The sequence below is a fragment of the Pseudomonas sp. LBUM1649 genome (assembly GCF_059716155.1).
Window position 1 is genome coordinate 2,006,694 of sequence record NZ_CP166807.1, and the last position, 23,610, is coordinate 2,030,303.

25 protein-coding genes and 1 pseudogene are annotated in these 23,610 nt (G+C 60.9%); 16 read left to right on the forward strand and 10 right to left on the reverse strand.

All coding sequences use genetic code 11. From position 1 onward, the window contains the following. Positions 1–253: 253 nt before the first annotated feature. Both ACA058_RS09210 and ACA058_RS09215 read right to left on the reverse strand, forming a co-directional pair. Positions 254–1,009 (reverse strand): methyl-accepting chemotaxis protein, encoded by a 756-nt coding sequence (locus ACA058_RS09210; RefSeq protein ID WP_404821803.1) that lies wholly within the window; start codon positions 1,007–1,009, stop codon positions 254–256. A gap of 102 nt (positions 1,010–1,111) precedes the next feature. Next, a pseudogene (locus tag ACA058_RS09215) lies at positions 1,112–2,452 on the reverse strand (methyl-accepting chemotaxis protein); the annotation flags it as partial. 159 nt (positions 2,453–2,611) lie between these two features. Here ACA058_RS09215 and ACA058_RS09220 point away from each other — a divergent pair. The 4 genes from ACA058_RS09220 (at position 2,612) to ACA058_RS09235 (ending at position 5,039) form a co-directional block, all read left to right on the forward strand. Next, entirely contained in the window at positions 2,612–3,928 is a 1,317-nt protein-coding gene (locus tag ACA058_RS09220; protein ID WP_497638794.1) for a Na+/H+ antiporter family protein, read from the forward strand. Positions 3,929–4,073: 145 nt separating this feature from the next. Beyond that, on the forward strand, positions 4,074–4,364 hold the full coding sequence (locus tag ACA058_RS09225; protein WP_153438977.1) for a nucleotidyltransferase family protein: 291 nt from the start codon (positions 4,074–4,076) through the stop codon (positions 4,362–4,364). Between the two features lie 31 nt (positions 4,365–4,395). Continuing rightward, on the forward strand, positions 4,396–4,734 hold the full coding sequence (locus tag ACA058_RS09230) for a HepT-like ribonuclease domain-containing protein (protein WP_497638795.1): 339 nt from the start codon (positions 4,396–4,398) through the stop codon (positions 4,732–4,734). A 143-nt stretch (positions 4,735–4,877) separates the two neighbouring features. Beyond that, complete coding sequence (locus ACA058_RS09235; RefSeq protein WP_497638796.1) at positions 4,878–5,039, forward strand: metallothionein; 162 nt, start codon at positions 4,878–4,880, stop codon at positions 5,037–5,039. Between the two features lie 27 nt (positions 5,040–5,066). On the opposite strand, the gene ACA058_RS09240 is transcribed toward ACA058_RS09235, so the two are convergent. Together ACA058_RS09240 and ACA058_RS09245 are read right to left on the reverse strand one after the other, a co-directional pair. Continuing rightward, positions 5,067–5,345 (reverse strand): hypothetical protein, encoded by a 279-nt coding sequence (locus ACA058_RS09240; protein WP_497638797.1) that lies wholly within the window; start codon positions 5,343–5,345, stop codon positions 5,067–5,069. Between the two features lie 31 nt (positions 5,346–5,376). Continuing rightward, positions 5,377–5,604: a DUF6555 family protein gene (locus ACA058_RS09245; protein WP_008064402.1), complete on the reverse strand. Its 228-nt coding sequence runs from the start codon at positions 5,602–5,604 to the stop codon at positions 5,377–5,379. 167 nt (positions 5,605–5,771) lie between these two features. Here ACA058_RS09245 and selD point away from each other — a divergent pair, with 167 nt between their 5' ends. Beyond that, entirely contained in the window at positions 5,772–6,806 is a 1,035-nt protein-coding gene (gene selD / locus ACA058_RS09250; RefSeq protein WP_497638798.1) for a selenide, water dikinase SelD, read from the forward strand. Beyond that, complete coding sequence (gene mnmH / locus ACA058_RS09255) at positions 6,806–7,903, forward strand: tRNA 2-selenouridine(34) synthase MnmH (protein ID WP_497638799.1); 1,098 nt, start codon at positions 6,806–6,808, stop codon at positions 7,901–7,903. The genes selD and mnmH overlap by 1 nt, the downstream gene beginning before the upstream one ends. Before the next feature lie 125 nt (positions 7,904–8,028). Here the strand turns inward: mnmH and ACA058_RS09260 are convergent, their stop codons facing one another. Then, positions 8,029–8,703, reverse strand: coding sequence for a histidine phosphatase family protein (locus ACA058_RS09260; protein ID WP_497638800.1), 675 nt, complete (start codon positions 8,701–8,703; stop codon positions 8,029–8,031). Between the two features lie 363 nt (positions 8,704–9,066). Here ACA058_RS09260 and ACA058_RS09265 point away from each other — a divergent pair, with 363 nt between their 5' ends. Further along, positions 9,067–9,780 (forward strand): glutathione S-transferase family protein, encoded by a 714-nt coding sequence (locus ACA058_RS09265; protein ID WP_497638801.1) that lies wholly within the window; start codon positions 9,067–9,069, stop codon positions 9,778–9,780. An 18-nt stretch (positions 9,781–9,798) separates the two neighbouring features. Then, the gene (locus tag ACA058_RS09270; RefSeq protein ID WP_497638802.1) at positions 9,799–10,641 is read left to right on the forward strand and encodes a PhzF family phenazine biosynthesis protein; all 843 of its coding nucleotides are present in this window, start codon (positions 9,799–9,801) and stop codon (positions 10,639–10,641) included. A gap of 25 nt (positions 10,642–10,666) precedes the next feature. Here ACA058_RS09270 and ACA058_RS09275 read toward each other — a convergent pair whose 3' ends face one another. Beyond that, entirely contained in the window at positions 10,667–12,202 is a 1,536-nt protein-coding gene (locus ACA058_RS09275; RefSeq protein WP_497639892.1) for an FAD-dependent oxidoreductase, read from the reverse strand. Positions 12,203–12,361: 159 nt separating this feature from the next. Here ACA058_RS09275 and ACA058_RS09280 point away from each other — a divergent pair, with 159 nt between their 5' ends. Both ACA058_RS09280 and ACA058_RS09285 read left to right on the forward strand, forming a co-directional pair. After that, on the forward strand, positions 12,362–13,447 hold the full coding sequence (locus ACA058_RS09280) for a DUF1615 domain-containing protein (RefSeq protein ID WP_497638803.1): 1,086 nt from the start codon (positions 12,362–12,364) through the stop codon (positions 13,445–13,447). Positions 13,448–13,718: 271 nt separating this feature from the next. Further along, on the forward strand, positions 13,719–14,342 hold the full coding sequence (locus tag ACA058_RS09285) for a glutathione S-transferase N-terminal domain-containing protein (RefSeq protein WP_497638804.1): 624 nt from the start codon (positions 13,719–13,721) through the stop codon (positions 14,340–14,342). A gap of 31 nt (positions 14,343–14,373) precedes the next feature. Here ACA058_RS09285 and ACA058_RS09290 read toward each other — a convergent pair whose 3' ends face one another. After that, entirely contained in the window at positions 14,374–14,814 is a 441-nt protein-coding gene (locus ACA058_RS09290; protein WP_401315370.1) for a CBS domain-containing protein, read from the reverse strand. Positions 14,815–15,136: 322 nt separating this feature from the next. On the opposite strand from ACA058_RS09290, the gene ACA058_RS09295 reads away from it, so the two are divergent. Beyond that, positions 15,137–17,497, forward strand: a complete 2,361-nt coding sequence (locus tag ACA058_RS09295) for a DNA polymerase II (protein ID WP_497638805.1) — start codon at positions 15,137–15,139, stop codon at positions 17,495–17,497. On the opposite strand, the gene ACA058_RS09300 is transcribed toward ACA058_RS09295, so the two are convergent. Together ACA058_RS09300 and ACA058_RS09305 are read right to left on the reverse strand one after the other, a co-directional pair. Then, positions 17,462–17,932, reverse strand: coding sequence for a DUF1810 domain-containing protein (locus ACA058_RS09300; protein WP_497638806.1), 471 nt, complete (start codon positions 17,930–17,932; stop codon positions 17,462–17,464). The genes ACA058_RS09295 and ACA058_RS09300 overlap by 36 nt on opposite strands. A 27-nt stretch (positions 17,933–17,959) precedes the next feature. After that, positions 17,960–18,781, reverse strand: a complete 822-nt coding sequence (locus ACA058_RS09305; protein WP_497639893.1) for an aldo/keto reductase — start codon at positions 18,779–18,781, stop codon at positions 17,960–17,962. A 292-nt stretch (positions 18,782–19,073) separates the two neighbouring features. Here ACA058_RS09305 and ACA058_RS09310 point away from each other — a divergent pair, with 292 nt between their 5' ends. From ACA058_RS09310 to ACA058_RS09320, 3 genes are all read left to right on the forward strand, one after another. Continuing rightward, positions 19,074–19,823 carry a hypothetical protein gene (locus ACA058_RS09310; RefSeq protein WP_497638807.1) on the forward strand — a complete coding sequence of 250 codons (750 nt, stop codon included), beginning with the start codon at positions 19,074–19,076 and terminating at the stop codon, positions 19,821–19,823. A gap of 123 nt (positions 19,824–19,946) precedes the next feature. Further along, a complete protein-coding gene (locus ACA058_RS09315; protein ID WP_497638808.1) occupies positions 19,947–20,732 on the forward strand; it encodes a sulfite exporter TauE/SafE family protein in 786 nt (261 codons plus the stop codon). Between the two features lie 176 nt (positions 20,733–20,908). Then, positions 20,909–21,646: a tetratricopeptide repeat protein gene (locus tag ACA058_RS09320; protein WP_497639894.1), complete on the forward strand. Its 738-nt coding sequence runs from the start codon at positions 20,909–20,911 to the stop codon at positions 21,644–21,646. A gap of 21 nt (positions 21,647–21,667) precedes the next feature. Here ACA058_RS09320 and ACA058_RS09325 read toward each other — a convergent pair whose 3' ends face one another. Further along, the gene (locus tag ACA058_RS09325; protein ID WP_497638809.1) at positions 21,668–22,036 is read right to left on the reverse strand and encodes a VOC family protein; all 369 of its coding nucleotides are present in this window, start codon (positions 22,034–22,036) and stop codon (positions 21,668–21,670) included. 170 nt (positions 22,037–22,206) lie between these two features. Between ACA058_RS09325 and ACA058_RS09330 the strand changes: the two genes are divergently transcribed. Next, the gene (locus ACA058_RS09330) at positions 22,207–22,770 is read left to right on the forward strand and encodes a DUF4174 domain-containing protein (protein ID WP_497638810.1); all 564 of its coding nucleotides are present in this window, start codon (positions 22,207–22,209) and stop codon (positions 22,768–22,770) included. Positions 22,771–23,176: 406 nt separating this feature from the next. Then, positions 23,177–23,524 carry a DUF6124 family protein gene (locus ACA058_RS09335; RefSeq protein WP_497638811.1) on the forward strand — a complete coding sequence of 116 codons (348 nt, stop codon included), beginning with the start codon at positions 23,177–23,179 and terminating at the stop codon, positions 23,522–23,524. Positions 23,525–23,610: the final 86 nt, after the last annotated feature.

Sequence of the window (23,610 nt, forward strand, 5' to 3'; positions counted from 1 at the left end):
ACGTGTATCGATGGCCCCAGTGGCAACAACCGCAAAACGGCTGTTTGAATGGCGGGGCGCGGTATCGGTAAATAGGATGCCGAAACGCCGCGCAGGTTCAAAGCAACTGACCGTTGTGCTGCCATCCTATATACGACAGATAAAACTGTGGGAGCGAGCCTGCTCGCGAAGGCGTCGTGTCAGTCAATATTGATGTCGACTGACACGACGCCTTCGCGAGCAGGCTCGCTCCCACATGGGATAGGTGTACTGTTTAAACGCGAAACTGATCCATCAAGCTCTGCTGTTGATTCGCCAGGCGATTGAGCGACTGGCTCACCCGCGCCGATTCGTTGGCTTGCCCCGACAGCGATTCGGTGACATCGCGGATGGTCGCCACGTTGTGGTTGATTTCCTCGGCCACGGCGCTTTGCTCTTCGGCGGCGCTGGCGATTTGCAGGTTCATGTCGCTGATCACGGTGACCGCGTCGCCGATCTGCTGCAGCGCCGTCACGGCCTGGCCAACCTGCTCGACGCTGTCCTGGGCCTGGCGGTGGCTGTTGCCCATTGAGCCGACCACGTCCTGGGTGCCGCTTTGCAGTTGTTCGATCACCAGGCGGGTTTCTTCGACCGACTCCTGGGTGCGGCGCGCCAGGTTGCGCACTTCATCGGCCACCACGGCAAAGCCGCGCCCGGCTTCACCGGCACGGGCGGCTTCGATGGCGGCATTGAGGGCCAGCAGGTTGGTCTGTTCGGCAATGGCACGGATCACTTCCAGCACCGAACCGATTTTCTCGCTGTTGGCCGCCAGGCCTTCGACCTGAACCATCGCCGCGCTCATGTCGGCGGCGAGGTTGTCGATGCTCGTGGTGGTGCGGTCGATCACGGTCAGGCCCTGGCGGGTGGCCTGGTCGGCATCCCGGGCCGCTTGTGCCGCTTGGGCGGCGCTGCGGGCGACGTCCTGGGCAGTGGCACTCATTTCGTGGGAGGCGGTTGCGACCTGGTCCACCTGACGGTATTGCTGCTCCATGCCGGCGCTGGTCTGGGTGGCGATGGCGGACGACTGGTCCGCCGTCCCGCGGGCGTCCTGTACCGAGCGCTTGACCTCGGCAATGACCGGTTGCAGCTTGTCGAGGAAACGGTTGAACCAGCCCGCCAATTGGCCCAGCTCATCCTGCTTGTCATAGGCCAGGCGGCGGGTCAGGTCACCTTCGCCACTGGCGATGTCCTCAAGCATGTGCGCCACGCCGAGGATCGGTCGGGTCACGCTGCGCGCCATCAGCCACACCAGCAGCAAGCCAATCAGCGCCGCAAGGATGCCCAAGCCGAGTTCGGTCAGCGTGCCGGCGGTGTTGCTGTCATCCAGTTGTTTTTTCAGGGCCTCGGCCGGGCCGACGAGGACTTTTTCCGGCACGTCGAGTAACACGCCCCAGGCTTTGCTGCCGGGAATCGGCTGGAACGGCGACAGCACTTTCAATTGCTGATGGCTGTGCAGGCTGGACGTCTTGCTGCTGCCGCCGAGCATGCGCATCAGCTCGGCGCCGGTGGTGGTGTCCACGGCTTCCAGGCGCTGGCTGAGTTTGCTGGCGTCCAAGCTATAACCGGCAAGGAGACCGGCCGGACTGACGATGCTGACGCTGGTCTGGCCGTCATAGAGTTTCTTGCTCGCGCTCTGGCTGATCGCTTGCAGGCTGTTGAGGTTGATGTCCACCGATAGCGACGCGATGACCTTGCCGTTGACCATCAACGGGAAAACGATGCTGGTCATCAGCACGTTCTGGCCGTCGATCACATAGAAGTACGGTTCGATCACGCAGGGCGTGAGGCGGGTGCGCGGGCAGGTGAACCAGGCATTGGCCGGTTCCCCGCTGGGGCCGGTGCGGGTGTCGGCCAAGTCGCTTTCGGGCAGCGCCATGGCGGTCAACTTGCCCGGTGTCGGCTGCGACCAATAAAGGGCGAAACGTCCCTTGTCGTTGCTCCCCAGTTCGGCCTGGCCGCTGAACAGTTCGTCCTTGCCGTCCAGTGCGTTGGGTTCGAATACCAGGGACAGGCCGAGCAGCTCGGGGTTGGCTTGCAGGGCCGACTTGACCTGGCGGGTCAGGTCTTCGCGCAGGTCGAAGGCATCGAGGAAGCGTTTTTCGGCCTGGTCGCGCAGAAACAGCACCTGGCGCGAAAAACCGTGGCCATATTGATAAGCGTCCATGAACTGCTGGCGGATCATCAGCGCCTGGTTTTCACCCTGCGACTCGATCCGGGCCTGGGCGGCTTCGGTCAGCATCTCCATGCTCGAGGCTTTCACCAGCGCGGAGCTGTGCTCCATGCGATACAGCGAAAGACCCACCAGCAGGGTCACGATGCCCGCCAGGCACAGGCCGGCCAACAGGGTGATTTTCCATTGAATGGAAAGTTGTCTGAGCGACATGGACGCGTCCTTATTCGATAAATATCTGCGACTTTGCTCTGTAGCGGCCATCAAGCGGCTTTCTTGAGGCAAATCTTGTCGCTTGAGGCTTGCAGCTTGAAGCGGCTTGCTTCACAGTGCGCGCCCTCTAATAAAACCCATTCCTTTATCCGTTGGCGGCTCTCGCAGACTGCCGGCCGGACTCTTTTCGCTTGCCCAGAGGTAACGACAATGAATGCAGTAATTGCCGCGGTCGGCATCATGCTGATACTCAGCCTGTCCCGCGTGCATGTGGTGATCGCGCTGATCGTGGGGGCGCTGGTGGGTGGCCTGACCGGTGGCCTTGGCATCGACGCGACCCTCAAGGCGTTCAACAGCGGCCTGGGCGGTGGGGCGACGGTGGCGTTGTCCTATGCGTTGCTCGGCGCGTTTGCGGTGGCGATTGCCAAGTCCGGCCTGGCCCATGCCTTGGCCGACAAGGCCCTGGCGATGGTCGACAGGCAGCATGCCAGTGGCGGTGGCCAGGTCAAATGGCTGCTGATCGGCCTGTTGTGGATCGTGGCCATCGCGTCCCAGAACATCCTGCCGATTCATATCGCGTTCATTCCGTTGCTGGTGCCGCCGCTGTTGTATGTGTTGACCCGGCTGCAACTGGATCGCCGATTGATCGCCTGCGTCATGACCTTCGGCCTGATCACCCCGTACATGTTCTTGCCGGTGGGCTTCGGCAACATCTTCCTGAATGAAATCCTGCTGGCCAACGTCGCCCGCAGCGGCGTCGATATCAGCGGCATCAACGTGACTCACGCCATGGGTATCCCGGCACTGGGCATGGTGGTGGGCCTGCTGATCGCGTTTGTCAGTTACCGCAAGAAGCGCGTCTACGACCTGGAAAAGATCGAACAGGTCGAGCAGGTCGCGGTGCAGTACAACCCCCTGAGCCTGATGGTCGCCGGCGTGGCCATTGCCGCGGCGTTCATCATTCAGCTGCTGCTGGATTCAATGATCATCGGCGCGTTGATAGGCTTCCTGATTTTTTCGGTGTCGGGCATCGTCAAGTGGCGTGACACCGATGACCTGTTCACCGAAGGCATGAAGATGATGGCGATGATCGGCTTCATCATGATCGCCGCGTCCGGCTTTGGCGAAGTGATCAAGGCCACTGGGCAGGTGCAGACGCTGGTCGAAACCTCGGCCTCGTGGATTGGCCACAGCAAAGCCGTCGGCGCTTTGCTGATGTTGCTGGTCGGCCTGTTGGTGACCATGGGCATCGGTTCGTCGTTTTCCACCGTGCCGATCCTGGCGGTGATTTTCGTACCTTTGTGCGTCCAGTTGGGCTTCAGCCCGATCGCCATAGTTTGTATCGTCGGGACCGCGGGTGCATTGGGCGACGCCGGGTCGCCGGCTTCGGATTCGACCCTGGGGCCGACCTCCGGCCTGAACATCGACGGCCAGCATCACCACATCTGGGACACCGTGGTCCCGACCTTCCTGCACTACAACCTGCCGTTGCTGGTGTTTGGCTGGATGGCGGCGATGGTGCTCTGATTTCGCATTGGCTGGCGATTCAATCTCAGAAACTCGACGCAAATGGCACACGGACAATCGAGGCTTACTGGTTCTCGAAAATAGCTCTTGAAACGCTGTTCTCGATCTCCTAGCCTTTCAATGAGTTTCCATAAGGAAAAGCCCTATGCGCCCTTCACTCGCTCTGGATCTCAAGCGAAGTGCCGTTCGTGAAACGGTAAGCCGCTTTCGCGTGACTAATCCACGTATCTTCGGTTCGGTGCTCCGCGGTACCGACCTGGATGGCAGTGACCTCGATCTACTGGTCGATGCGCTACCCGGCACAACACTGTTTGATCTGGGCGGTTTGCAAGTCGAATTGGAGTCACTTCTTGGCATCCATGTTGACCTGTTGACCCCGACCGATTTGCCGTCGAAGTTCCGAGGCCAAGTCCTCGCAGAGGCCAAGCCGGTATGAATGAGAATGCCTGGCTGATTACCTCGGACACATGCAACAGGCCGCAGTGGATGCCTGTGGTTTCATAGAGGGTTTGGATAAAGTCGAGTTTCATGAAGACAAGCGTACGCAGCAAGCCGTCATTATGAGCCTCATCATCATAGGAGAGGCCGCGACAAAGGTAATGGACGGTTACGCCGAGTTCATCCAGGTACACACCCAAGTGCCATGGCGCAGCATGCGTGGGATGCGCAACCGAATTGCTCACGGTTACTTCGATATCAACTTGGATCTCGTGTGGGAGACGGTTAAAACGGCGTTGCCGGAGTTGTTGACGCAGCTCCCCAGCGTTCTCCAGGACGCCGAGGACAAAAATCCAACAAAAGACTAGCCATGCTAATCGGCTATGCACATGTCTCGACGGACGGGGCGAACGGTTAATTGCCCGCTTGTGCCCCCTCATCAACTCCTACACTGGTACAACGGGTTGCTCATCCAGCCCGCCGACGACCACTGCAAAAGGAGTCAGCTTCCATGACCGATAAAAAAAGTATCTGTGACTGTCCGAAATGCAACTGCAAGCTCGGTGAACATCCGATCGTGCGTCACGGCAAGCATTTCTGCTGTGAAGCCTGCGCCAAGCACCACGAGCACGGCGAAGAGTGCGCCCATCAAGGCTGCAAGTGTGCCCACTGACACTTGCCACGCACCGGAACGTGGGGCCTAGTCGGGCTCCACTTCCAGTTTCAGGCTGTCGTCGTCGAGTCGCTCGCTGTGGCGCACGGTGCCCGCCAGGCGTCGTCCATCGACCCGTAACACCACGGTCTTGGCCTGTTCCAGGTCTTCGGGCAATGGCGCTGGAACGCGCACCGCGAAGCGCGTCGGATCATCTTCGACCTGCTCCAGGCCGACCCGGCATTCGGTGCTCTTGGTGATACGGCCTAACAACGTATCCAGACCGTAGTCCAGATGTGCAGGGCTGCTGACGAGTGTCGAAGTCATTTCCTTCCCCCCAATCCTGATCGCTGCCAGGCTAACCGGCCGGGCGCCACTTGACGTTTTCCACGCCGAATTTTTCCGCCATCGGTTTGCTGGTCTTCTGCACTTTTTCGCGGCCAAAGCGAGGAATGCGTCCGACCCCCGCGTCGCAGCTTGCCCAATGCCAAGCCTCCGCGTTGTCCATTTTGTCCAAACGGATGATGAACGACTTGGGGGCGCCATGAAGAGTGTATTCAATGACGAACAGTTTTGCGTTGTTCATAGAGCCTTTGTTCCTCCCTGTGTACATAGAGGGATCGCTGGGCGTGCGGAAAATTCATTCGGATTGGCGGACGGTGAATGTCATGGCCCCTTCGCGAGCAGGCGCGCTCCCACAGAGTCAGTGGACGCTCTGCTAGAATCGGCCCATGACCCAATGAGGAGCCCCCGATGAGCGAGCCGATCCGCCTGACCCAATACAGCCATGGCGCTGGTTGTGGCTGCAAGATTTCCCCCCAGGTGCTGGAGGTGATTCTGGCCGGCAGCGGGGCGCAGAATCTTGATCCGAAACTGTGGGTCGGCAATGCCTCGCGCGATGACGCGGCGGTGTACTCCATCGATGACGAGCGTGGCGTGGTGTCGACCACGGACTTTTTCATGCCGATCGTCGACGATCCTTTCGATTTCGGCCGTATTGCCGCCACCAATGCCATCAGCGACATCTACGCCATGGGAGGCGACCCGTTGATGGCGATCGCGATTCTCGGCTGGCCGGTCAATGTGCTGGCGCCGGAGATTGCCCGGGAAGTGATTCGCGGCGGGCGCTCGGTGTGCGATGAGGCCGGGATTCCCCTGGCCGGTGGGCATTCCATCGACGCACCGGAGCCGATCTTCGGCCTGGCCGTTACCGGGCTGGTGGAAAAGCGCCACATGAAGCGCAACGACACGGCCACGGCCGGCTGCTTATTGTACCTGACCAAACCCTTGGGCATCGGCATCCTCACCACGGCCGAAAAGCAGGGCAAGTTGCGCAGCGCCGATGTGGGCCTGGCCCGCGACTGGATGTGCACCCTGAACAAACCCGGCAGCCGTTTCGGCAAGCTCGAGGGCGTGGCGGCGATGACCGATGTCACCGGTTTCGGCCTGCTCGGGCACCTGGTGGAAATGGCCGATGGCAGCGGCCTCACCGCACGCATCAACTATGACCGGGTGCCGCGCTTGCCGGGCGTCGAGTATTACCTCGATCAGGGCTGTGTGCCGGGCGGCACATTGCGCAATTACGACAGCTACGCGAGCAAGCTCGGGCGTCTTCAGGAGCTGCACAAGCGGGTGCTGTGCGACCCGCAAACCAGCGGTGGCCTGCTGGTCGCCGTGACGCCCGAGGGTAACGCCGGGTTTCTCGCGGTCGCTGCCGAACTGGGGCTGAACCTGGCGCCAATCGGCGAACTGGTCGAGCGACAGAGCCACGCGGTCGAGGTGTCCTGATGCCTGTCGACTGCAGCGATTACCGCGACATTTTTTTCAACGACCGGCCAATGATGGACGCCCGTGCGCCGGTCGAATTTCTCAAGGGCTCGTTTCCCGGCGTGGTCAACCTGCCGCTGATGAATGATCACGAACGGCAACGGGTTGGCACCTGTTACAAGCAACACGGGCAGCGGGCGGCGCTTGAACTGGGCCATCAATTGGTGTCCGGCGCCATCAAGACCGAGCGCATCCAGGCCTGGGCGGATTTTGCCCGGGCCCATCCTGATGGCCTTTTGTATTGCTTTCGTGGCGGCCTGCGCTCGCAGATCGTCCAGCAATGGCTCAAGGACGAGGCGGGCATCGACTATGCGCGGGTTGGCGGTGGCTACAAGGCCATGCGGACCTTCTTGCTGGACACCATGGACCAGGCCGTGGCCCAGTGCGATTTCGTTTTGTTGGGCGGCATGACCGGCACCGGTAAAACCGAGGTGCTCACGCAACTGGACAACGGGCTGGACCTTGAGGGACATGCCAACCATCGCGGTTCCAGTTTCGGCAAACGCGTTACGGGCCAGCCGTCCAACATCGACTTTGAAAACCGCCTGGCGGTGGACGTGCTGAAAAAGCGCGCCTGCGGTATCGAACAGTTCGTGCTGGAAGACGAGAGCCGCGCGGTTGGCAGTTGCGCCTTGCCGTTGCCGCTGTATCAGGGCATGCAGCAGTTTCCGATGGTCTGGCTTGAAGACAGCTTGGAAGGGCGGGTCGAGAGGATCCTGCGCGATTATGTGGTGGACTTGTGTGCCGAGTTCATCGCCGTGCATGGCGAGGATGGTTTTGTGCTGTTTTCAGAGCGCATGCTGGAAAGTCTGAACAATGTGCACAAACGCCTGGGCGGCGAGCGGCATCGGCGGATGCTGATCCTGATGGAAGAGGCGTTGGCCGAGCAGGGGCGCAGTGGTGCGGTGGATTTGCACCGCAGCTGGATCGAAGGGTTGCTGACGGAATATTACGATCCGATGTATGCCTTTCAGCGGGAGAAGAAAGGGCCGCGGATCGAGTTCTCCGGGGAGCGGGGGGCGGTGTTGGCGTATTTGCGGGAGCGGGGCGGTCTGTAGGAGCGAGCATGCTCGCGATTGAGGTCAACGATGACGCGGGGAGCCTGGCACCCCGCGGTGCTCTCAGGTTTTTCGCGAGCATGCTCGCTCCTACAGTCGAAGGCGCCATATCAGGCACTGCACAATCAGGTCGGGCAAGTCTCCTGCCCATTATCCAGCCCCTGTTTGTAGGTGTGGCTCTGCAGGCTGGCCTTGCCGTTGTGCCAGGTCAGGGTCAGCACGTACAGCGAGTCATAGTCGCTGGATTCCCAGTCCTCAGTGATCTTCTGTTTCTTGCCGACGGCTTCACCGGCGACCTTGTTGATCAGTTCCGGCAAATAGCCGTGGGACCAGGCGGTGTAGATGACCGAGTTGTGGTACTTGTCGTGGAGCAGTTCATCGGCCAGGTCGCTGGTGTCGTTGGCCGAGAAGTTGATGTTCACCGGCAAACCGAGCTTGATCGCGCTGGGGCTGATGGTCATCAAGGGGCGGATGTAGCTGTAGGAGTTGTCCAGTTCGCCTTCCTCGACGTTGCGCGTCGGGTTGGCGGCAAACACGTAGTCGGCCTTGCCGAATTTTTCCGGCAGCAGGGTGGCCAGGTCGATGGCGCGGTTCAAGCCCTGGCAATTGAGCTGGCCCAGGCCGCCCTCGGGCTTTTCCGCATGGCGCAGGAACACCAGGGTCTGGGTACCATCCACCGGCTGGGCGCGGCTTTCGCTGGACTCCAGCGCCAAAAACAACGCACTGGCCGCCAGCAAGGCGGGCAGGAGCAAATACGCACGATGTTTAAAGTGTCGGGTGAATTTCAAGGGATTGATCATTGAATAAAAGGTTCTTCAGCGCATTGGGTTAAGGCTGACAAACCTTTGCACCGCGACTTTCCTGCGTCGGGTGTTTTCCATGTCGTGGAGCCGTTCCGTATCAAAGGGACGCAACTCAGAGTCCTCTGAAGCCCATTTGGTTCGATTTCGGCCGAGCGCGCAGCACTTTACCGATAACCTTGAACGGGTTGGAGCAAAGGTTATCGACAGGATGTTGCGAAATTATGGACACCCTACACGAGCCGGCAGGCAGGCGCAGTGATCTTGCTTGATCTCGACCATCAGCATTATTCATGGCGCCACGCACCGCAGCCCGGGTCATCTCCATTATGATCGGCATTCTCAATTTCTCGTGGAGGCTCCATGACCGATTTGTCTGCGTTCCCCATCACCCGCAAATGGCCGGCCCGGTACCCGGAGTGGATTCAGCTGTACTCCTTGCCGACCCCCAACGGCGTCAAGGTTTCGATCATGCTTGAAGAGATCGGCCTACCCTATGAGCCCCATCGCGTCGGCTTCGACACCTTTGATCAGATGTCGCCCGAGTTCCTGTCGCTGAACCCCAACAACAAGATCCCGGCCATTCTCGACCCCCACGGTCCGGACGACCAGCCGTTGCCGCTGTTCGAGTCCGGGGCGATCCTGATCTACCTCGCCGACAAGAGCGGGCAATTGCTGGCCCAGGAAACGGCAGCGCGTTACGAGACCATTCAGTGGCTGATGTTTCAGATGGGTGGCGTCGGCCCGATGTTCGGTCAGTTGGGTTTCTTCAATAAATTCGCCGGCAAGGACTACGAAGACAAGCGTCCGCGTGACCGCTACGTCGAGGAGAGCCGACGCCTGCTCAGCGTCCTCGATGCACGCCTGCAAGGGCGCGACTGGATCATGGGCGAGCGCTATACCATCGCCGATATCGCGACCTTCCCGTGGGTGCGCAACCTGATCGGTTTCTATGAAGCCGGCGATCTGGTCGGCATCGACAATTTCCCGAACGTCACACGCGTGCTGGAGCGTTTTCTGGCGCGGCCGGCGGTCAAGCGCGGGCTGGAAATTCCCAAGCCAAACGATTCGATCTGATCAGGACCAGGGACGGCCATGCATTCATTCAATTTCAAGCAAGTCGATGTCTTCAGTCACGTGCCGCTCAAAGGCAATCCGCTGGCGGTGGTGTTTAGCGCTGACAAGCTGAGCGATGAGCGCATGGCGGCGTTCGCGACCTGGACCAATCTCAGCGAAACCACGTTCATTCTGGAGCCACAGGATCCCCGTGCTGATTATCGGGTGCGAATCTTCACGACCCTCAAGGAGTTGCCGTTCGCCGGGCATCCGACGTTGGGCACTTGCCATGCCTGGCTTGAAGCCGGTGGTGTGCCCAAGGGGGAAGAGATCATTCAGGAGTGCGGTGTCGGCCTGGTGCGGGTCCGTCGGCAGGGCGCGGAACTGGCGTTTCTCGCTCCGCCACTGCTCAAGACCGGGCCGGTGGATGACAGTCTGATGACGCGTGTGCGCTTGGGCCTGGGGCTGGAACCGCAGGCGATTGTCCGCGCACAGTGGGTCGATAACGGTGCGGGCTGGTTGGCGGTGATGATCGGGGATCGCCAGCAAGTGCTGGACTTGCAACCGGATCATTCGCACATGCTCGGCCTCGCCGTGGGTGTCATCGCGCCGTGGCATCCGGAACGCGATGGCGATGACGCGCAGTTCGAAGTCCGGGCATTCATTTCCGGTGACGGTATGCCTGAAGATCCGGCCACGGGCAGCCTCAACGCCGGGATTGCCCAATGGCTGCTCGGCGAAGGGCTGGCGCCGGCCCGCTACGTGGTCAGCCAGGGCCTGACCATGGGCCGCGCCGGGCGCATCCAGGTGGAACAGCTGGGGGATGAAATCTGGATCGGCGGGGCGGTGGTGACCTGTATCGACGGTACGCTGGCCCTTTGATTCGCTCCTACAGGGGGGTATCGAGTCATGGAGCGCCAAAATACGGCCGGATCCCGTGGTCGCGAAAATACCGTTCGATGACCTTCGGGTCCGAACAGGTTTCGGCAATCGCCACATACGTATCCGGCCGTAGCAGGTAAAAACCGTTACGCCCAAGGCCGGCCGCTTCGAATGCCGGGCGCCAGCCGAACACATGCAGCGGCAGATGGTGCTCGTGGCACCAGGCGATCATCTCGTCGCTGGTGTCGCCATACACATGCACCTGCCAGGTCGGGCATCTGAGCGATTCAAAATTGTCCCCTTCACCGTCGTGCGCCCAAGGCAGGCGGTCGCCGCCATGCACGTGCCCGGCAACGCCCGTGCTCAAGGACATGGCGCGATAGTTCAGGGTGATTTGCGACACCGTGCGGAACAGGAACTCGCGGGTGGTTTCAAACGAGGCCATTTTCGGAATCAGGAAGGGCGCCAGCCGCGTGCGCAACAAATCCGCCATGGGCCCTTCGGCGGTGACGAACGTGAACACCCGGTCGGTGGTGGCCACCAGTTTGCGGGCGAAGGCGATGCGTTCGGTTTCATAGGTGTCGAGCAGTTTCGCCTCGGCGCCGCCGCTCAGTACCGCCGCGAGTTTCCAGGCCAGGTTGATGGCGTCGCCAATCCCGGTATTCATGCCCTGGCCTCCTGCGGGGCTGTGCACATGGGCGGCGTCGCCCAACAGGAATGCCCGTGCGTTGCGAAAGTGATCCGCCACCCGATGATGCACGCGGTAGGTCGAGAACCAGTTCAGTTGTTCGACCTTGACCTGCATATGCTCGATGGCACGACTGCTCACGTCTTCGAATCGCAGGGTTTGCGCCTGTTCGGCGCGCTCGTCGCGCACGGTGCCGATCAAACGCGCTCGACCGCTGCCGGCCAGCGGGAATACCGCGAGGAAATCCGCCTCATCAAGATCCACATGCAGTTCGCCATTGAACGCCGGGCCGCTGGCTTGCACGTCGGCGACGTAGAAAATCTGCTGGTACGTACCGCCTGGAAAACCGGTGTCCAGGGTCTTGCGCACGATCGAACGGGCGCCGTCGCAACCGGCCAGGTAGCAGGCCTGGCAGGTTTCCTGTTGGCCGTCGGGCAGGCGCAGCGTGGCGGTGATGCCGTCATCGGTTTGCTCGAAACCTTCCAGTTCGGTGTTGCGCTCCACCGTGATGCCGAAGGTGTGCAGGCGGTCGATCAGCAGCCGTTCGTGTTCGTCCTGCGGGAAGATTTCGAGGAAGGCGTAGGGCGTCAGGCCCTCGCCGACGCGGCTCAACGGCAGGCGGGCCACGGGCTGGCCTTTTACCCAGAAATTGGCGGCCGCGACCCGATGACCGTCGCGCACGATGGCGTCGGCCAGGTCCAGCTGGCGATACAGCTCCAGCGTGCGCGCCTGCACCGCCAGTGCCCGTGAAGTGGTACCCGGTGCAGAGGCCTTGTCGATGATCCGCACGCGGACCCCCAGTTTGCTCAGCCATAGCGCCAGGACCAGCCCGGTCGGGCCGGCGCCGATGATCAACACATCGCTGCGGTGCATAAGCCAGTCCTTGTTGCAGTGTGCAGCAAGTATGGTCCAGCCTTGCGTAGCGGCCCGGCTGACCGCTGAATGGAACAGCCGGGTTCGCGTCACGGTCATAGCCTGCGCCATACCATTGGTCGTATGGTTAACCCGGCTCAACGGACGCCCTGGAAAAACATGCAAGCCCATCGATTGATCATGAGCATCACCGCGTTACTGGTACTGGCCGGTTGCAGCAGTCAGCGAACCCAGGAACCCGTGGCGCGCAAGCCCGCCGAGGTCAAGGCGCAAATCGTGCGCCTGCTGCCGGCCAAGACCGTCGACCGCCAGGGTTGGGCCACGGACATCTATGCCGCGTTTGCCGCGCAAAACATTGCACCGACCACGCAAAACCTCTGTTCGGTGCTGGCGGTCACCGAGCAGGAATCGACCTTCCAGGTGGATCCCGGCGTGCCGGGGCTGGGCAAGATCGCCCGGGACGAGATCGATCGCCGTGCGGACAAGGTGCACATCCCCGAACTGTTGGTCAGCGGTGCTCTGCGGGTGAGTTCGCCCAACGGCAAAACCTACAGCGATCGGCTGAATGCGGCGCGCAGCGAAAAGGAACTGAGCGCGATTTTCGATGACTTCATCGGCATGGTGCCCATGGGCAAGACCCTGTTCGCAGGCTTCAACCCGGTGCACACCGGCGGGCCGATGCAGGTCAGCATCGACTTTGCCGAACAGCAGGCCAAAGACTATCCGTATCCGGTGGACGGTTCGATACGGCGTGAAGTCTTTACCCGTCGCGGCGGTATGTACTTCGGCATCGCGCATCTGCTCGGTTATCCGGTGAGCTACAAGCAGCCGTTGTATCGCTTCGCCGATTTCAATGCCGGTTGGTATGCCAGTCGCAATGCCGCGTTCCAGAATGCCGTGAGCCGGGCCTCGGGCATCCCGCTGGCGCTGGATGGCGACCTGGTCCGCTACGGTTCGATCATGCCTGGCAGCACCGAACTGGCGGTGCGCACCCTGGGCAAACAGTTGGGCCTGCGCAATCCGACGATCAGGGATCAACTGGAGGAGGGCAACACCCTGGCGTTCGAGGACAGCGAGCTCTATCAGCGGGTCTTCGCCTTGGCCGAACAGGCCGAAGGTCGTGCCCTGCCGCGTGCGGTACTGCCGGGGATCGTGCTGCAAAGCCCGAAAATCACCCGCAAACTCACCACCGCCTGGTTTGCCAAACGGGTCGACGAGCGTTACCAGCGCTGCATGGCGCGTTGAGCTGCCCTGGAAAAAGGCCCCCTGTGGTGAGGGGATTTATCCCCGTTGGGGTGCGCAGCGCCCCTAAAACTTGCTACCTCATTCCTCAGGTACACCGCATGCAAAAGGATTGCGACTGCTGCGCAGCCGAACGGGGATAAATCCCCTCGCCACAAACGGGTGGCTCGCGTTCGTGGGCGTGATGTTACAGTCGTCGGACGGTCGAGCCGTGGTCGATGGCGCCTTCTACACTGGATAGCTGGTGCTGATCGCGGCCAACCAGGGGGTGTGTATGTATCAACTCTACGGACATCAGAACTCGGGCGCGGCAGCGATCGAGGCCGCACTGGAGCTGTGTGAGATTGCCTATCGCTTCATCGATGTCGAGACCTCCCCGGAGGCCGCCCAGGCACTGGAGAAGCTCAATCCGCTCAAGCAGATTCCGACGCTGCAACTGCCCGACGGCGGCATCCTCACCGAGAGCGCGGCGATCCTGATTCATCTCGGGTTGACGTTTCCCAAGTCGAACCTGTTGCCGGCTGACCCTGCCGACCGTGATCAGGCCATTCGGGGCCTGGTGTTCGTTGTCAGCAATTGTTATGCGGCCATTGGCATCATCGATTACCCGGAGCGCTGGCTGGCCGGTGCGGATGAAGCGTCGCGGCAAAACCTCATGGCCGGTGCCCGGCAGCGTCTTCACTGGAGTTGGGAGGTGTTTGCCGACCAGTTTTCCGCTGAGTTGTATCTAGGTGACGAAACACCCGGAGCGCTGGATGTGCTGGCGGCGGTGATCACGCGGTGGGCGGGCAGCCGCGAACATTTGCGCCGAACCCGGCCGGGTTTTTTCGCCTGGCTGGAACGGATTGACCGGCATCCGATATTGGCGCCGGTGTTTGCCAGGCATTGGCCTTCGTAGGAGCAAGCTCGCTCCTACAAAAGGGTTCGCATCATTCGCCGCGGATGTACTGTTCCAGCTGGCGAATCAGTTCGGCTTGCTCGGCGATGGCTTCCTTGACCAGGTCGCCGATCGACAGCAAGCCGATCAACTTGCCGTTTTCCACCACCGGCAGGTGGCGCAAGCGTCTGTCGGACATGATGCCCAGGCAGGTGTCGACGGTTTGATGGGTGTCCACGGTGATGACGGGCGATACCATGATGTCGCGTACCGGCGTGCCAACGGAGGAGCGGCCATGCAGCACCAGTTTGCGCGCGTAGTCGCGTTCACTGATGATGCCCAGCACCTCGTCATTGTCCACCACCAGCAAGGCACCGACGTTTTTTTCGGCCATCTTCATCAGCGCTTCGAGCACCATGTGATCAGGTTTGATCTGGTGCACTTCCTGGTTCTTCTGATCTTTCATCTTGAGCAGTTGCGCGACGGTTTTCATGACGGTTTTCCGGGTGTTGTCGTTGTCCTTGAAGAATCCTAGACCCAAGCGTTCAGGGCAAGGACAAAAGCGGCAGATAGCACACAAAAAACGTCATTGGGCGGTTTTTCTTCGGTAAACCCCATATTCCAGGTCGGCAAAAAAACCTGTGGGAGCGAGCCTGCTCGCGAAGGCGCGTGTCAGTCGACATAAAGGGTGAATGTCAGTCCGCTATCGCGAGCAGGCTCGCTCCCACAGGGTTGATGTTCGCCAGAAACCTACGCGCTATCACCGTAGATGACGGGTAGAATCACCCTCTGAATCAGCGTCGAGGTTTGCAGTGGTGGATTTACCGCAGGGCTTCGTCCTGACCCGGCATTGGCGCGACACACCGGCGGGCACCGAAGTCGAGTTCTGGCTGGCGACCGATAGCGGTCCCCGGCGCATCCGCCTGCCTCATCAGCCGTCGGTGGCGTTCATCCCGGCTGATCAGCGCGAGCAGGCCGAGGCGCTGTTGCGTGACGAAAAAAACGTCGAGCTCAAGCCCCTGGCCCTGCAGGACTTCGAACATCGTCCGGTGCTCGGCCTGTATTGCCGGCAGCATGGACAACTGATGCGCCTGGAAACTGTGCTGCGCAGGGCGGGCATCGAGGTGTACGAGGCCGATGTGCGCCCGCCGGAGCGCTACATGATGGAACGGTTCATCACCGCGCCAGTACGCTTTGGCGGCACACCGGGGGCCGACGGCCTGCTGCTGGATGCGCAGATGAAACCCGACCCCGACTACCGACCCAGCCTGAAACTGGTGTCCCTGGACATCGAAACCACCGCTCAGGCCGAGTTGTATTCCATTGCCCTGGAAGGCTGCGGCGAGCGTCAGGTCTATATGCTCGGCCCGCCCAATGGCGACCACAGCGTGGTGGATTTCCAGCTCGAATACTGCGAGTCGCGCACCCTGCTGCTGAAAAAACTCAATGAATGGTTCGCCCGCCACGACCCCGACGCGATTATCGGCTGGAACGTCGTGCAGTTCGACCTGCGGGTCCTGCATGAACACGCCCGGCGTCTGGCCGTGCCGCTGAAGCTGGGGCGTGGCGGCGAGGAAATGCAATGGCGCGAACACGGCAGCGGCAACCATTACTTTGCATCCGCCGCCGGCCGGCTGATCATCGACGGCATCGAATCCTTGCGCTCGGCGACCTGGAGCTTCCCCTCGTTCAGCCTGGAAAGCGTCGCGCAAACCCTGCTGGGCGAAGGCAAGTCGATTGATAACCCGTACCAGCGCATGGATGAAATCAACCGCATGTTCGCCGAGGACAAACCGGCGCTGGCCAAGTACAACCTGAAGGACTGCGAGCTGGTCACGCGGATCTTCGCCAAGACCGAGCTGCTCAAGTTCCTGCTGGAGCGGGCCAGTGTCACCGGCTTGCCGGCCGATCGCATGGGCGGCTCGGTGGCGGCGTTCACCCACCTCTACATGCCGCTGATGCACCGCCAGGGCTTCGTCGCGCCCAACCTTGGCAGCAAACCGGCGCAAGCCAGCCCCGGCGGTTTTGTCATGGACTCGCAACCGGGGCTGTACGAGTCGGTGCTGGTGTTCGACTACAAAAGCCTCTACCCGTCGATCATCCGCACCTTCCTCATTGACCCGGTGGGCCTGATCGAAGGGCTCAAGCACCCCGATGATCAGGATTCGGTGCCGGGTTTTCGCGGAGCGCGGTTTTCCCGCACCCGGCACTGCCTGCCCGCCATCGTCGCCCGAGTCGCCGAAGGCCGGGAAACCGCCAAGCGCGAGCACAACGCGCCGCTGTCCCAGGCGCTGAAGATCATCATGAACGCGTTCTACGGCGTGCTCGGTTCCAGTGGTTGTCGCTTCTTCGATACGCGCCTGGCGTCATCGATTACCTTGCGTGGCCACGAGATCATGCTGCGCACCCGTCAGCTGATCGAAGCCCAGGGCCACACGGTGATCTACGGCGACACCGACTCGACCTTCGTCTGGCTGCGGCGTGCCCACGGCCAGCAGGAAGCCGCGCAGATCGGCCGCGCGCTGGTCGATCACGTCAACCAGTGGTGGCGCGAGCATGTACGCCAGGAGTACGGCCTGGAGAGCGTGCTGGAGCTGCAATTCGAAACCCACTACAAACGCTTCCTGATGCCGACCATTCGCGGCGCTGAGGAGGGCAGCAAGAAGCGTTACGCGGGATTGGTCACGCGCGCCGACGGCAGCGACGAAATGGTCTACAAGGGCCTGGAAACCGTGCGCACCGACTGGTCGCTGCTGGCCCGGCAGTTCCAGCAGGAGCTGTATTCGCTGATCTTCCACCGCAAACCCTATCAGGACTATGTGCGTGAGTACGTGCGCAAGACCCTGGCCGGTGAGTTCGACGACCGCCTGATTTACCGCAAGCGCCTGCGCCGCACACTTGACGACTACCAGCGCAACGTCCCGCCCCATGTACGGGCGGCGCGCATTGCCGACGATTACAACGATCGCCAGGGCCGCCCGCGGCAGTACCAGAATGGCGGCTGGATCAGCTACGTGATTACCAATGCCGGCCCCGAGCCGCTGGAAATCCGCAGTGCGCCCATCGACTACGACCACTACATCACCCGGCAACTGCAACCGGTGGCGGACGCCATCCTGCCGTTTGTCGATGACGATTTCTCAACCCTGGTGGGGGGGCAACTGGGCTTGTTTTGAGTCCATCAGCGACAAGGTCCAGTCATCCACAATGCCGTGAAAGTACTGGTTCAAGGCTTGATGAAAGAGGCTGTCGGCGGCCGCGACCTGGGCGAACAAGGTCATCGAGGAGCGAAATTTCAGGTCATCGGGGTGGCCAAAAATCGCTGCCACCGAGCTCTTCTGGATGTTCAGCACTTGCTGTGTACAGCTCCTTAGCCGGGCACCCAGCAGCGGGTGTTCGAGGTAGGCCTGTGCTTCTTGCCGGGAGCGTATCGCGAAGCGGCGCGACATGTCGCTGTCACCCAGCCCGGCAAATTGCGGAAAAATGAACCACATCCAATGACTGCGCTTGTGGCCGGCGTCCAGTTCGGCCTGAACCCGGTCGAACACCGGGCTTTGCGCCTGGACAAATCGTTGCAGGTTAAAGACGTCCGGTTGATCGGTGCTTCTCATGTCGAAGCCCTCTGTCACCGCGATGGCTTAGACCATGGCCAACCGCTGCTTGCGTGTGGGCGCCTGAAACGCTTGGTCCAGCGCCTCCAGATCCCCAGCCTCCAGCTTCAATTGCGCCGCTTGCGCATTGAGTTGCACGTGTTCGGGACGGACGGCCTTGGGGATGGCAATCACGCCGTCCTGGCGCAGCAGCCATGCCAGCGAGACCTGGGCAGGCGTGGCGTCGTGGCGGGCAGCTACTTGTTTGAGCGTAGCATTGGCCAACATGTTCCCTGCCTGGCCGATCGGGCAGTAGGCCATGACCGGCATCCTCTGCTCCTTGCACCAGGGCAAGAGGTCAAATTCTATGCCGCGTTCCTCCAGGTTGTAGAGCACTTGATTGGTGGCGCAGGCCGTTGCGTTCAGTTCCTGCAGGTCGTCGAGATCAAGATTGGACACGCCCCAACGGCCTATCTTGCCGGCTTCACGCAGGCGTTCGAAGGCCTCCACCGTTTCTTCCAGGGGATACTGGCCACGCCAATGCAACAGGTACAGATCGATCGCATCGGTCTTCAACCGTCGCAGGCTGCGCTCGCACGCCTGGGGGATGCCCTGGCGGCTGGCGTTGTGCGGGTAGACCTTGCTGACGAGGAAGACCCGGTCGCGCTGGCCGGCGATGGCGTCACCCACCACGAGCTCGGCGCCGCCTTCGCCGTACATTTCAGCGGTGTCGATCAGGGTCATGCCCAGTTCGATGCCCAGGCGCAGCGCGGCAACTTCCTCTTGATGGCGGGTGGGGTCCTCGCCCATTTGCCAGGTGCCTTGGCCGATGACGGGTACCTGGGTGCCGGCCAGTTGCTGGGTGCGCATGCTTGGTTCCTTGTGGTCATTATTGCGGTTGGCATCAGGATAGTCCCTCGGGTTCCATCCGGATGTCGCCGATCCACTGTAGGAGCGAGCCTGCTCGCGATGGACGTCAACGATGACGTGGGAAACCTGACACCCCGCGGCGCTCTCAGGTTCATCGCGAGCAGGCTCGCTCCTACAGGTGCCGGTGATCGATTGGCGACGCTCGCCACCGCACTTTTGCGCAACTTGCGGCTCTATCCATTGCCAGCCGACGGCGATCCCCACCGTCGGCCCATGCCCAAGTTCAACATCCATGGCTCGAGTTTCACCCCACATCAATCGCTCAATCCGTCGCCATCGCCTGCTGCTGGCCGGCCTGTCGCTGTTGCTGGTCAGCGGTTGCAGCCATCAGCAAGGCAACGACCTGTTCACCCAGATACGCGAAGGCAAACCCCAGGAGTTCCTGCAAACCAGCGTCGACCGCATGGCGACGCTGGCCATGCGTGACAACCTCGACAGCCTTTACCTGCTGATGAGCAAGCTGTACCTGCGCAACCCCGACGAGTTGAAAAAATCCGGCTTCCTGGATGCCCGTGCCGCGGGTAAACAGGTGCGCATGGCCATTGAACAGCAGCAGCCGTTGCCCACACTGGGGGGCAAGAAAGATCTGGCGGCGCTGCGGTTTGCCATGAGCCCGGAGTTTCTCGGTGATCGGGTCGGTGCGTTCATCTATGCCATCGGCAGCATGCTGGTCACCGCCCACGGCAATCGCCTGGAGTTCTACATGACGGACGCGATCAACCCGACGTTCGTCAGCAATGCCGCGCGCAACATCGAAATCGCCACCTGGATCCTGAGCCAGCGGCAGAACAAGGACGGCCAGCCCATGTTGTTCTCCAATGAAATCTCGGAGGAGGGCAGCAACCTGAGTTTTGCCGTGGAGTTCGGCAAGATCGTCGCGCGGCTGGACCTGCTGACCCAGATGCTCGACGAACGCTACCGGCGGATCGGCTTGAATTATGCCCAGAGCCTGCTGTTCCTGAATTTCCTGCCAGTGCAGTGACATTGTTCCGATAGGGGCGGGATGCGATCAGGATATAAAGATAGATCGTATCGATATAACTGGTTATAAGAAATGTCGCTATGCTGCGGGCCAGTTTTTCCCTGCGGTTTAGTGGACGTATCAATGGATTTAGTGAATATCGGGTTGGTCGTGGCCGGGCTGGTGGTCGGCTTTATCGTCGGCATGACTGGCGTCGGTGGCGGGTCGTTGATGACGCCCATCCTGCTGTGGTTCGGTATCAACCCGGCAACCGCGGTCGGCACCGATTTGCTGTACGCGGCCATTACCAAATCCAGTGGGGTCCTGGTCCACAGGAAGAACAACAATATCGACTGGTCGATTACCGGTTGGTTGACCCTCGGCAGCGTGCCGGCGGTGGCGTTGACGTTGTGGTTCCTGAGCAGTCTGACCGAAGCACCCGACGCGATGAACGCGATCATTAAACAGGCATTGGGCTTTGTCCTGTTCGCCACGGCGCTGGCGATCCTGTTCAAGAAACGCCTGCTCGATTTCGCCCACAAGCGCGCGGGCGGCAACTACAATCCCAGCGGTGCGCGTCTGAATGTCCTGACCGTGATCACCGGCCTGGTCCTGGGCACCATGGTCGCGTTGACCTCCATCGGCGCGGGTGCCTTGGGCACCGTGGCGTTGTTTATCCTCTATCCGTTGCTGCCGACCCGCCGTCTGGTAGGCACGGAAATCGCCCACGCAGTGCCCCTGACCCTGGTCGCCGGCCTTGGCCATGCGAGCATGGGCAATATGGACTGGCAGGTGCTCGGCTATTTGCTGGTTGGTTCGTTGCCGGGGATTTACCTTGGCAGCCACCTGACCGGGCGCATCTCCGATGAATGGTTGCGCCCTTGCCTGGCGACGATGCTGGTATTGATCGGCTACAAACTGGCGTTCTGAACCCTGGACCTGGCTGATCGACGGGCACAGGTCGACCGCTGTCTGAAGTGACCTATGGAACGGGAACTTCAGGGTCCTGGCCGGGTCAGTAGGAGCCCTGCATCGGAGATTCCGAGCAGCGCTGGTGGCCTGCTTTCATGGCAGTTGCCGTCCGAGATCAGCCGAGTCTGCCCCTGATGCCAACCAAGCGTTTTCTGCCGAACCTCATCCTGGCGTGCTGCGCCGTCGCGTCGCTGTACTCGGTGGCTGCCGAGCGAAGCGCGCCCGCGCAAAGCAACAGCGCATCCACCACCCTGATCGAGACCGCCTCGCGCCAGTATGAAAATGGCCAGTTGGACCAGGCCGCTGCCACGCTGGAGCGTGCCCTGCATATCCAGCCGAACAATCCCGCGACCCTGCATTACCTCGGTGTGCTGCGTCTTCAGCAGGGGCAGTATCAGCAGGCTGAAATGTTAGCGGCGCGCTCGAACATGCGGGTTGGGCGCAACGTCGAGTTGCGCAACCGCAACTTCCAATTGATCCAGGCGGCGCAGCAGGCCCAGGCTTCGGGTACCCCACCCAATGCCCAAGAGAATCTGATTGCAGTACAGAAGGCTCGCGAAGAGGAAGCCCGAAGTCGCCGCGAAGCAGAAATGGCGGCTGCTGAACAAGCCACTCCGGACGCTGGCAACTTCGCTCGCGTAGCGGATTCTGCGGCGACTGCCAGGCCTCAGCCCGAAGGACAATTTAAGGTGGCTTCGGTCGAGCCAGAGCCCGTGAACGATGAGGTAACGATTCCCCGCGGCCACTGGCCGCCGCCGGGTCAATGCCGCATCTGGTTTCCTGATCGCCCGGCCGGGCATCAGCCCCCCTCCGGCAGCTGCAAGAAGATGCGAAAACGGGTTCCGGCAGGCGCCCTCCTGATGCAGGGGTGAGTTGCTGATGGAGAAATGGCGTCATTCGCGGGTGAATATCTCCAGCAGATGCCCGTCCGGGTCGTCGAAATACACTCGCCGTCCTCCGCCATGCTTATTGATTTCCCTGGGTCGCAGCTTGCCCGGATCGGCCCACCACGGCTGCCCGTTTGCCTGCAGGCGGGTGAAGGCCCGGTCGAAATCGTCGTCGCCGAGCAGGAACGCGTAATGCTGCGAGGCAATCGGCGGGTCGTTGTCGTAGAAGTCCAGCGACACCTGGTTGTCGAGCCTGACGATCAGCATCGGCCCGAAGGGTTCCGCAGGCGGCAGGCCGAGGAGTTCGACCAGAAAATGTGCCGACCTGTGTTTGTCGCGGCACCAGACAATGGTGTGGTTCAACTGAGCACTCATGCAGGGCCCCTCACGACGAGTCGGATTATGTTTTCAGATTAGCCCAGCCTGTTGCGCAATGACCGCCCTGACCTAAGCTTGGAGCAAGGCGAAACACATTTGCCAAGCGTCACCGGAACGAACGCCGCGATGCGCAATCATTAGAGCGTGGATATCAAAAGGAGATGCGCATGCTCATCAGGTCACTGACCCTGGCTACCTTGCTGGCGATCGCCGGACCCTTGTTCGCCGCCGATGGCGATTCACCTCTGGATATCGACAAGGGCAGGGCCCGGCCACTGATCGTGATTGCACCGAGCACCGTTGACCCCGTCTGGGTCAACCTGAAAAAGTCCCTGGAAGATCCCGCCAACAAGCAGGGTGTCGCCGAGCGCAACATCAGGGTGTACAGCGTGCTGAACATGTCTGGCCAACTGGACGGCAAGGATCTGGGCCAACAGGACACCATGGCCTTGATCCGCGCGCTGAAACTGGGTGCCGGCGCGTTACCCAAAGTGATCCTGGTGGGCAAGGACGGCGAGAAGAAACTCGAAAGCTCGGGAGAGGAATCCAAGTCGGTCGACCTGAAGAAAATCTTCGCCACCGTCGATGCCTTGCCGGCGACTGAGAAGGAAGCCGCAGCGCCAACGCTACCTCCGGTTGCCGAAACACCACCGCCCAAAGGGGCCGCCAAAGCAGCAAAAAACGGCAAACCGGCAAAACCGGCCAAGCCACCGGAAATGCCGGATGATTGAGTCAGCCTGCTACTGAAACAGCTTACCACTGGTAGCGATAACCCACCGTCACCGCCCAGGGCTGCGTAGGCAAGGACCTTCATCTGCTTCGGAAATTTCCTGCGAAACGTAGCGGCATTGGTGAACTGGTGCGCAGGGGAGTGCGCCGATAACCTTCTCCGGCCGCTGCAAAGTCAGCGGGCGGATGTGGAAGTCCGGGTTCTTAAAAGAAGGAAGCAGTGTCCATAGGGCGCATGTCGGTTTGTTTTATGCCAACACTGCCCCGTTATGGCGGCTGTGCGCGGGGCACTTCCGAGTGCATCGGGTTTTCTTCTTTTTCCCCGGTCTTCCACACCTGCGTACAGCTGCCACCCTCATGTGGAAGTGAGATGGGTAGTTCCCTGAACTTAAAAAAGGAACTTCACATATGAAAAAAAAAGTTAGTCCGAATCCCTCTGAATCCTCTAACGATTCAGATCCCCTCGATCCCGCTCCACTCTCCGACATCACCGAACCCGCCATCAGCGCTCGTCTGCGTAACCCCAGTCAAACCGATCCGGTCAGCCATATCTTCACCATCGTCCCCGGCGTCGACACCGCAACCTTGCTTTGCCACGCCTGCGAAACCCTCGCCTCCCTGAACGTCCTTATCACCGATCTGGCCTGTGAGCTGGAAAGCTCCAAGCGCAATGTGGCGCTGTCGATGCAGCAATTGGCAGTGGTGGGGGAGTTATTGGTGAATCGGGCGCTGGACAACATCGATCCACCGCAATAGTGCTAACCCTCTGTAGGAGCGAGCATGCTCGCGAAAAACTCGAGGGCGCCGCGGGGCATCTGATTTTACGCGTTATCGTTCACGAC

What these genes read in the sequence shown, in the direction of transcription:
- ACA058_RS09210 (WP_404821803.1), bottom strand. Translation starts at nt 1,009, where the DNA reads ATGGAGCAGCAATACCGTCAGGTGGACCAGGTCGCAACCGCCTCCCAC.
- ACA058_RS09220 (WP_497638794.1), top strand. Translation starts at nt 2,612, where the DNA reads ATGAATGCAGTAATTGCCGCGGTCGGCATCATGCTGATACTCAGCCTG.
- ACA058_RS09225 (WP_153438977.1), top strand. Translation starts at nt 4,074, where the DNA reads ATGCGCCCTTCACTCGCTCTGGATCTCAAGCGAAGTGCCGTTCGTGAA.
- ACA058_RS09230 (WP_497638795.1), top strand. Translation starts at nt 4,396, where the DNA reads ATGCAACAGGCCGCAGTGGATGCCTGTGGTTTCATAGAGGGTTTGGAT.
- ACA058_RS09235 (WP_497638796.1), top strand. Translation starts at nt 4,878, where the DNA reads ATGACCGATAAAAAAAGTATCTGTGACTGTCCGAAATGCAACTGCAAG.
- ACA058_RS09240 (WP_497638797.1), bottom strand. Translation starts at nt 5,345, where the DNA reads ATGACTTCGACACTCGTCAGCAGCCCTGCACATCTGGACTACGGTCTG.
- ACA058_RS09245 (WP_008064402.1), bottom strand. Translation starts at nt 5,604, where the DNA reads ATGAACAACGCAAAACTGTTCGTCATTGAATACACTCTTCATGGCGCC.
- selD (WP_497638798.1), top strand. Translation starts at nt 5,772, where the DNA reads ATGAGCGAGCCGATCCGCCTGACCCAATACAGCCATGGCGCTGGTTGT.
- mnmH (WP_497638799.1), top strand. Translation starts at nt 6,806, where the DNA reads ATGCCTGTCGACTGCAGCGATTACCGCGACATTTTTTTCAACGACCGG.
- ACA058_RS09260 (WP_497638800.1), bottom strand. Translation starts at nt 8,703, where the DNA reads ATGATCAATCCCTTGAAATTCACCCGACACTTTAAACATCGTGCGTAT.
- ACA058_RS09265 (WP_497638801.1), top strand. Translation starts at nt 9,067, where the DNA reads ATGACCGATTTGTCTGCGTTCCCCATCACCCGCAAATGGCCGGCCCGG.
- ACA058_RS09270 (WP_497638802.1), top strand. Translation starts at nt 9,799, where the DNA reads ATGCATTCATTCAATTTCAAGCAAGTCGATGTCTTCAGTCACGTGCCG.
- ACA058_RS09275 (WP_497639892.1), bottom strand. Translation starts at nt 12,202, where the DNA reads ATGCACCGCAGCGATGTGTTGATCATCGGCGCCGGCCCGACCGGGCTG.
- ACA058_RS09280 (WP_497638803.1), top strand. Translation starts at nt 12,362, where the DNA reads ATGCAAGCCCATCGATTGATCATGAGCATCACCGCGTTACTGGTACTG.
- ACA058_RS09285 (WP_497638804.1), top strand. Translation starts at nt 13,719, where the DNA reads ATGTATCAACTCTACGGACATCAGAACTCGGGCGCGGCAGCGATCGAG.
- ACA058_RS09290 (WP_401315370.1), bottom strand. Translation starts at nt 14,814, where the DNA reads ATGAAAACCGTCGCGCAACTGCTCAAGATGAAAGATCAGAAGAACCAG.
- ACA058_RS09300 (WP_497638806.1), bottom strand. Translation starts at nt 17,932, where the DNA reads ATGAGAAGCACCGATCAACCGGACGTCTTTAACCTGCAACGATTTGTC.
- ACA058_RS09305 (WP_497639893.1), bottom strand. Translation starts at nt 18,781, where the DNA reads ATGCGCACCCAGCAACTGGCCGGCACCCAGGTACCCGTCATCGGCCAA.
- ACA058_RS09310 (WP_497638807.1), top strand. Translation starts at nt 19,074, where the DNA reads ATGGCTCGAGTTTCACCCCACATCAATCGCTCAATCCGTCGCCATCGC.
- ACA058_RS09315 (WP_497638808.1), top strand. Translation starts at nt 19,947, where the DNA reads ATGGATTTAGTGAATATCGGGTTGGTCGTGGCCGGGCTGGTGGTCGGC.
- ACA058_RS09320 (WP_497639894.1), top strand. Translation starts at nt 20,909, where the DNA reads ATGCCAACCAAGCGTTTTCTGCCGAACCTCATCCTGGCGTGCTGCGCC.
- ACA058_RS09325 (WP_497638809.1), bottom strand. Translation starts at nt 22,036, where the DNA reads ATGAGTGCTCAGTTGAACCACACCATTGTCTGGTGCCGCGACAAACAC.
- ACA058_RS09330 (WP_497638810.1), top strand. Translation starts at nt 22,207, where the DNA reads ATGCTCATCAGGTCACTGACCCTGGCTACCTTGCTGGCGATCGCCGGA.
- ACA058_RS09335 (WP_497638811.1), top strand. Translation starts at nt 23,177, where the DNA reads ATGAAAAAAAAAGTTAGTCCGAATCCCTCTGAATCCTCTAACGATTCA.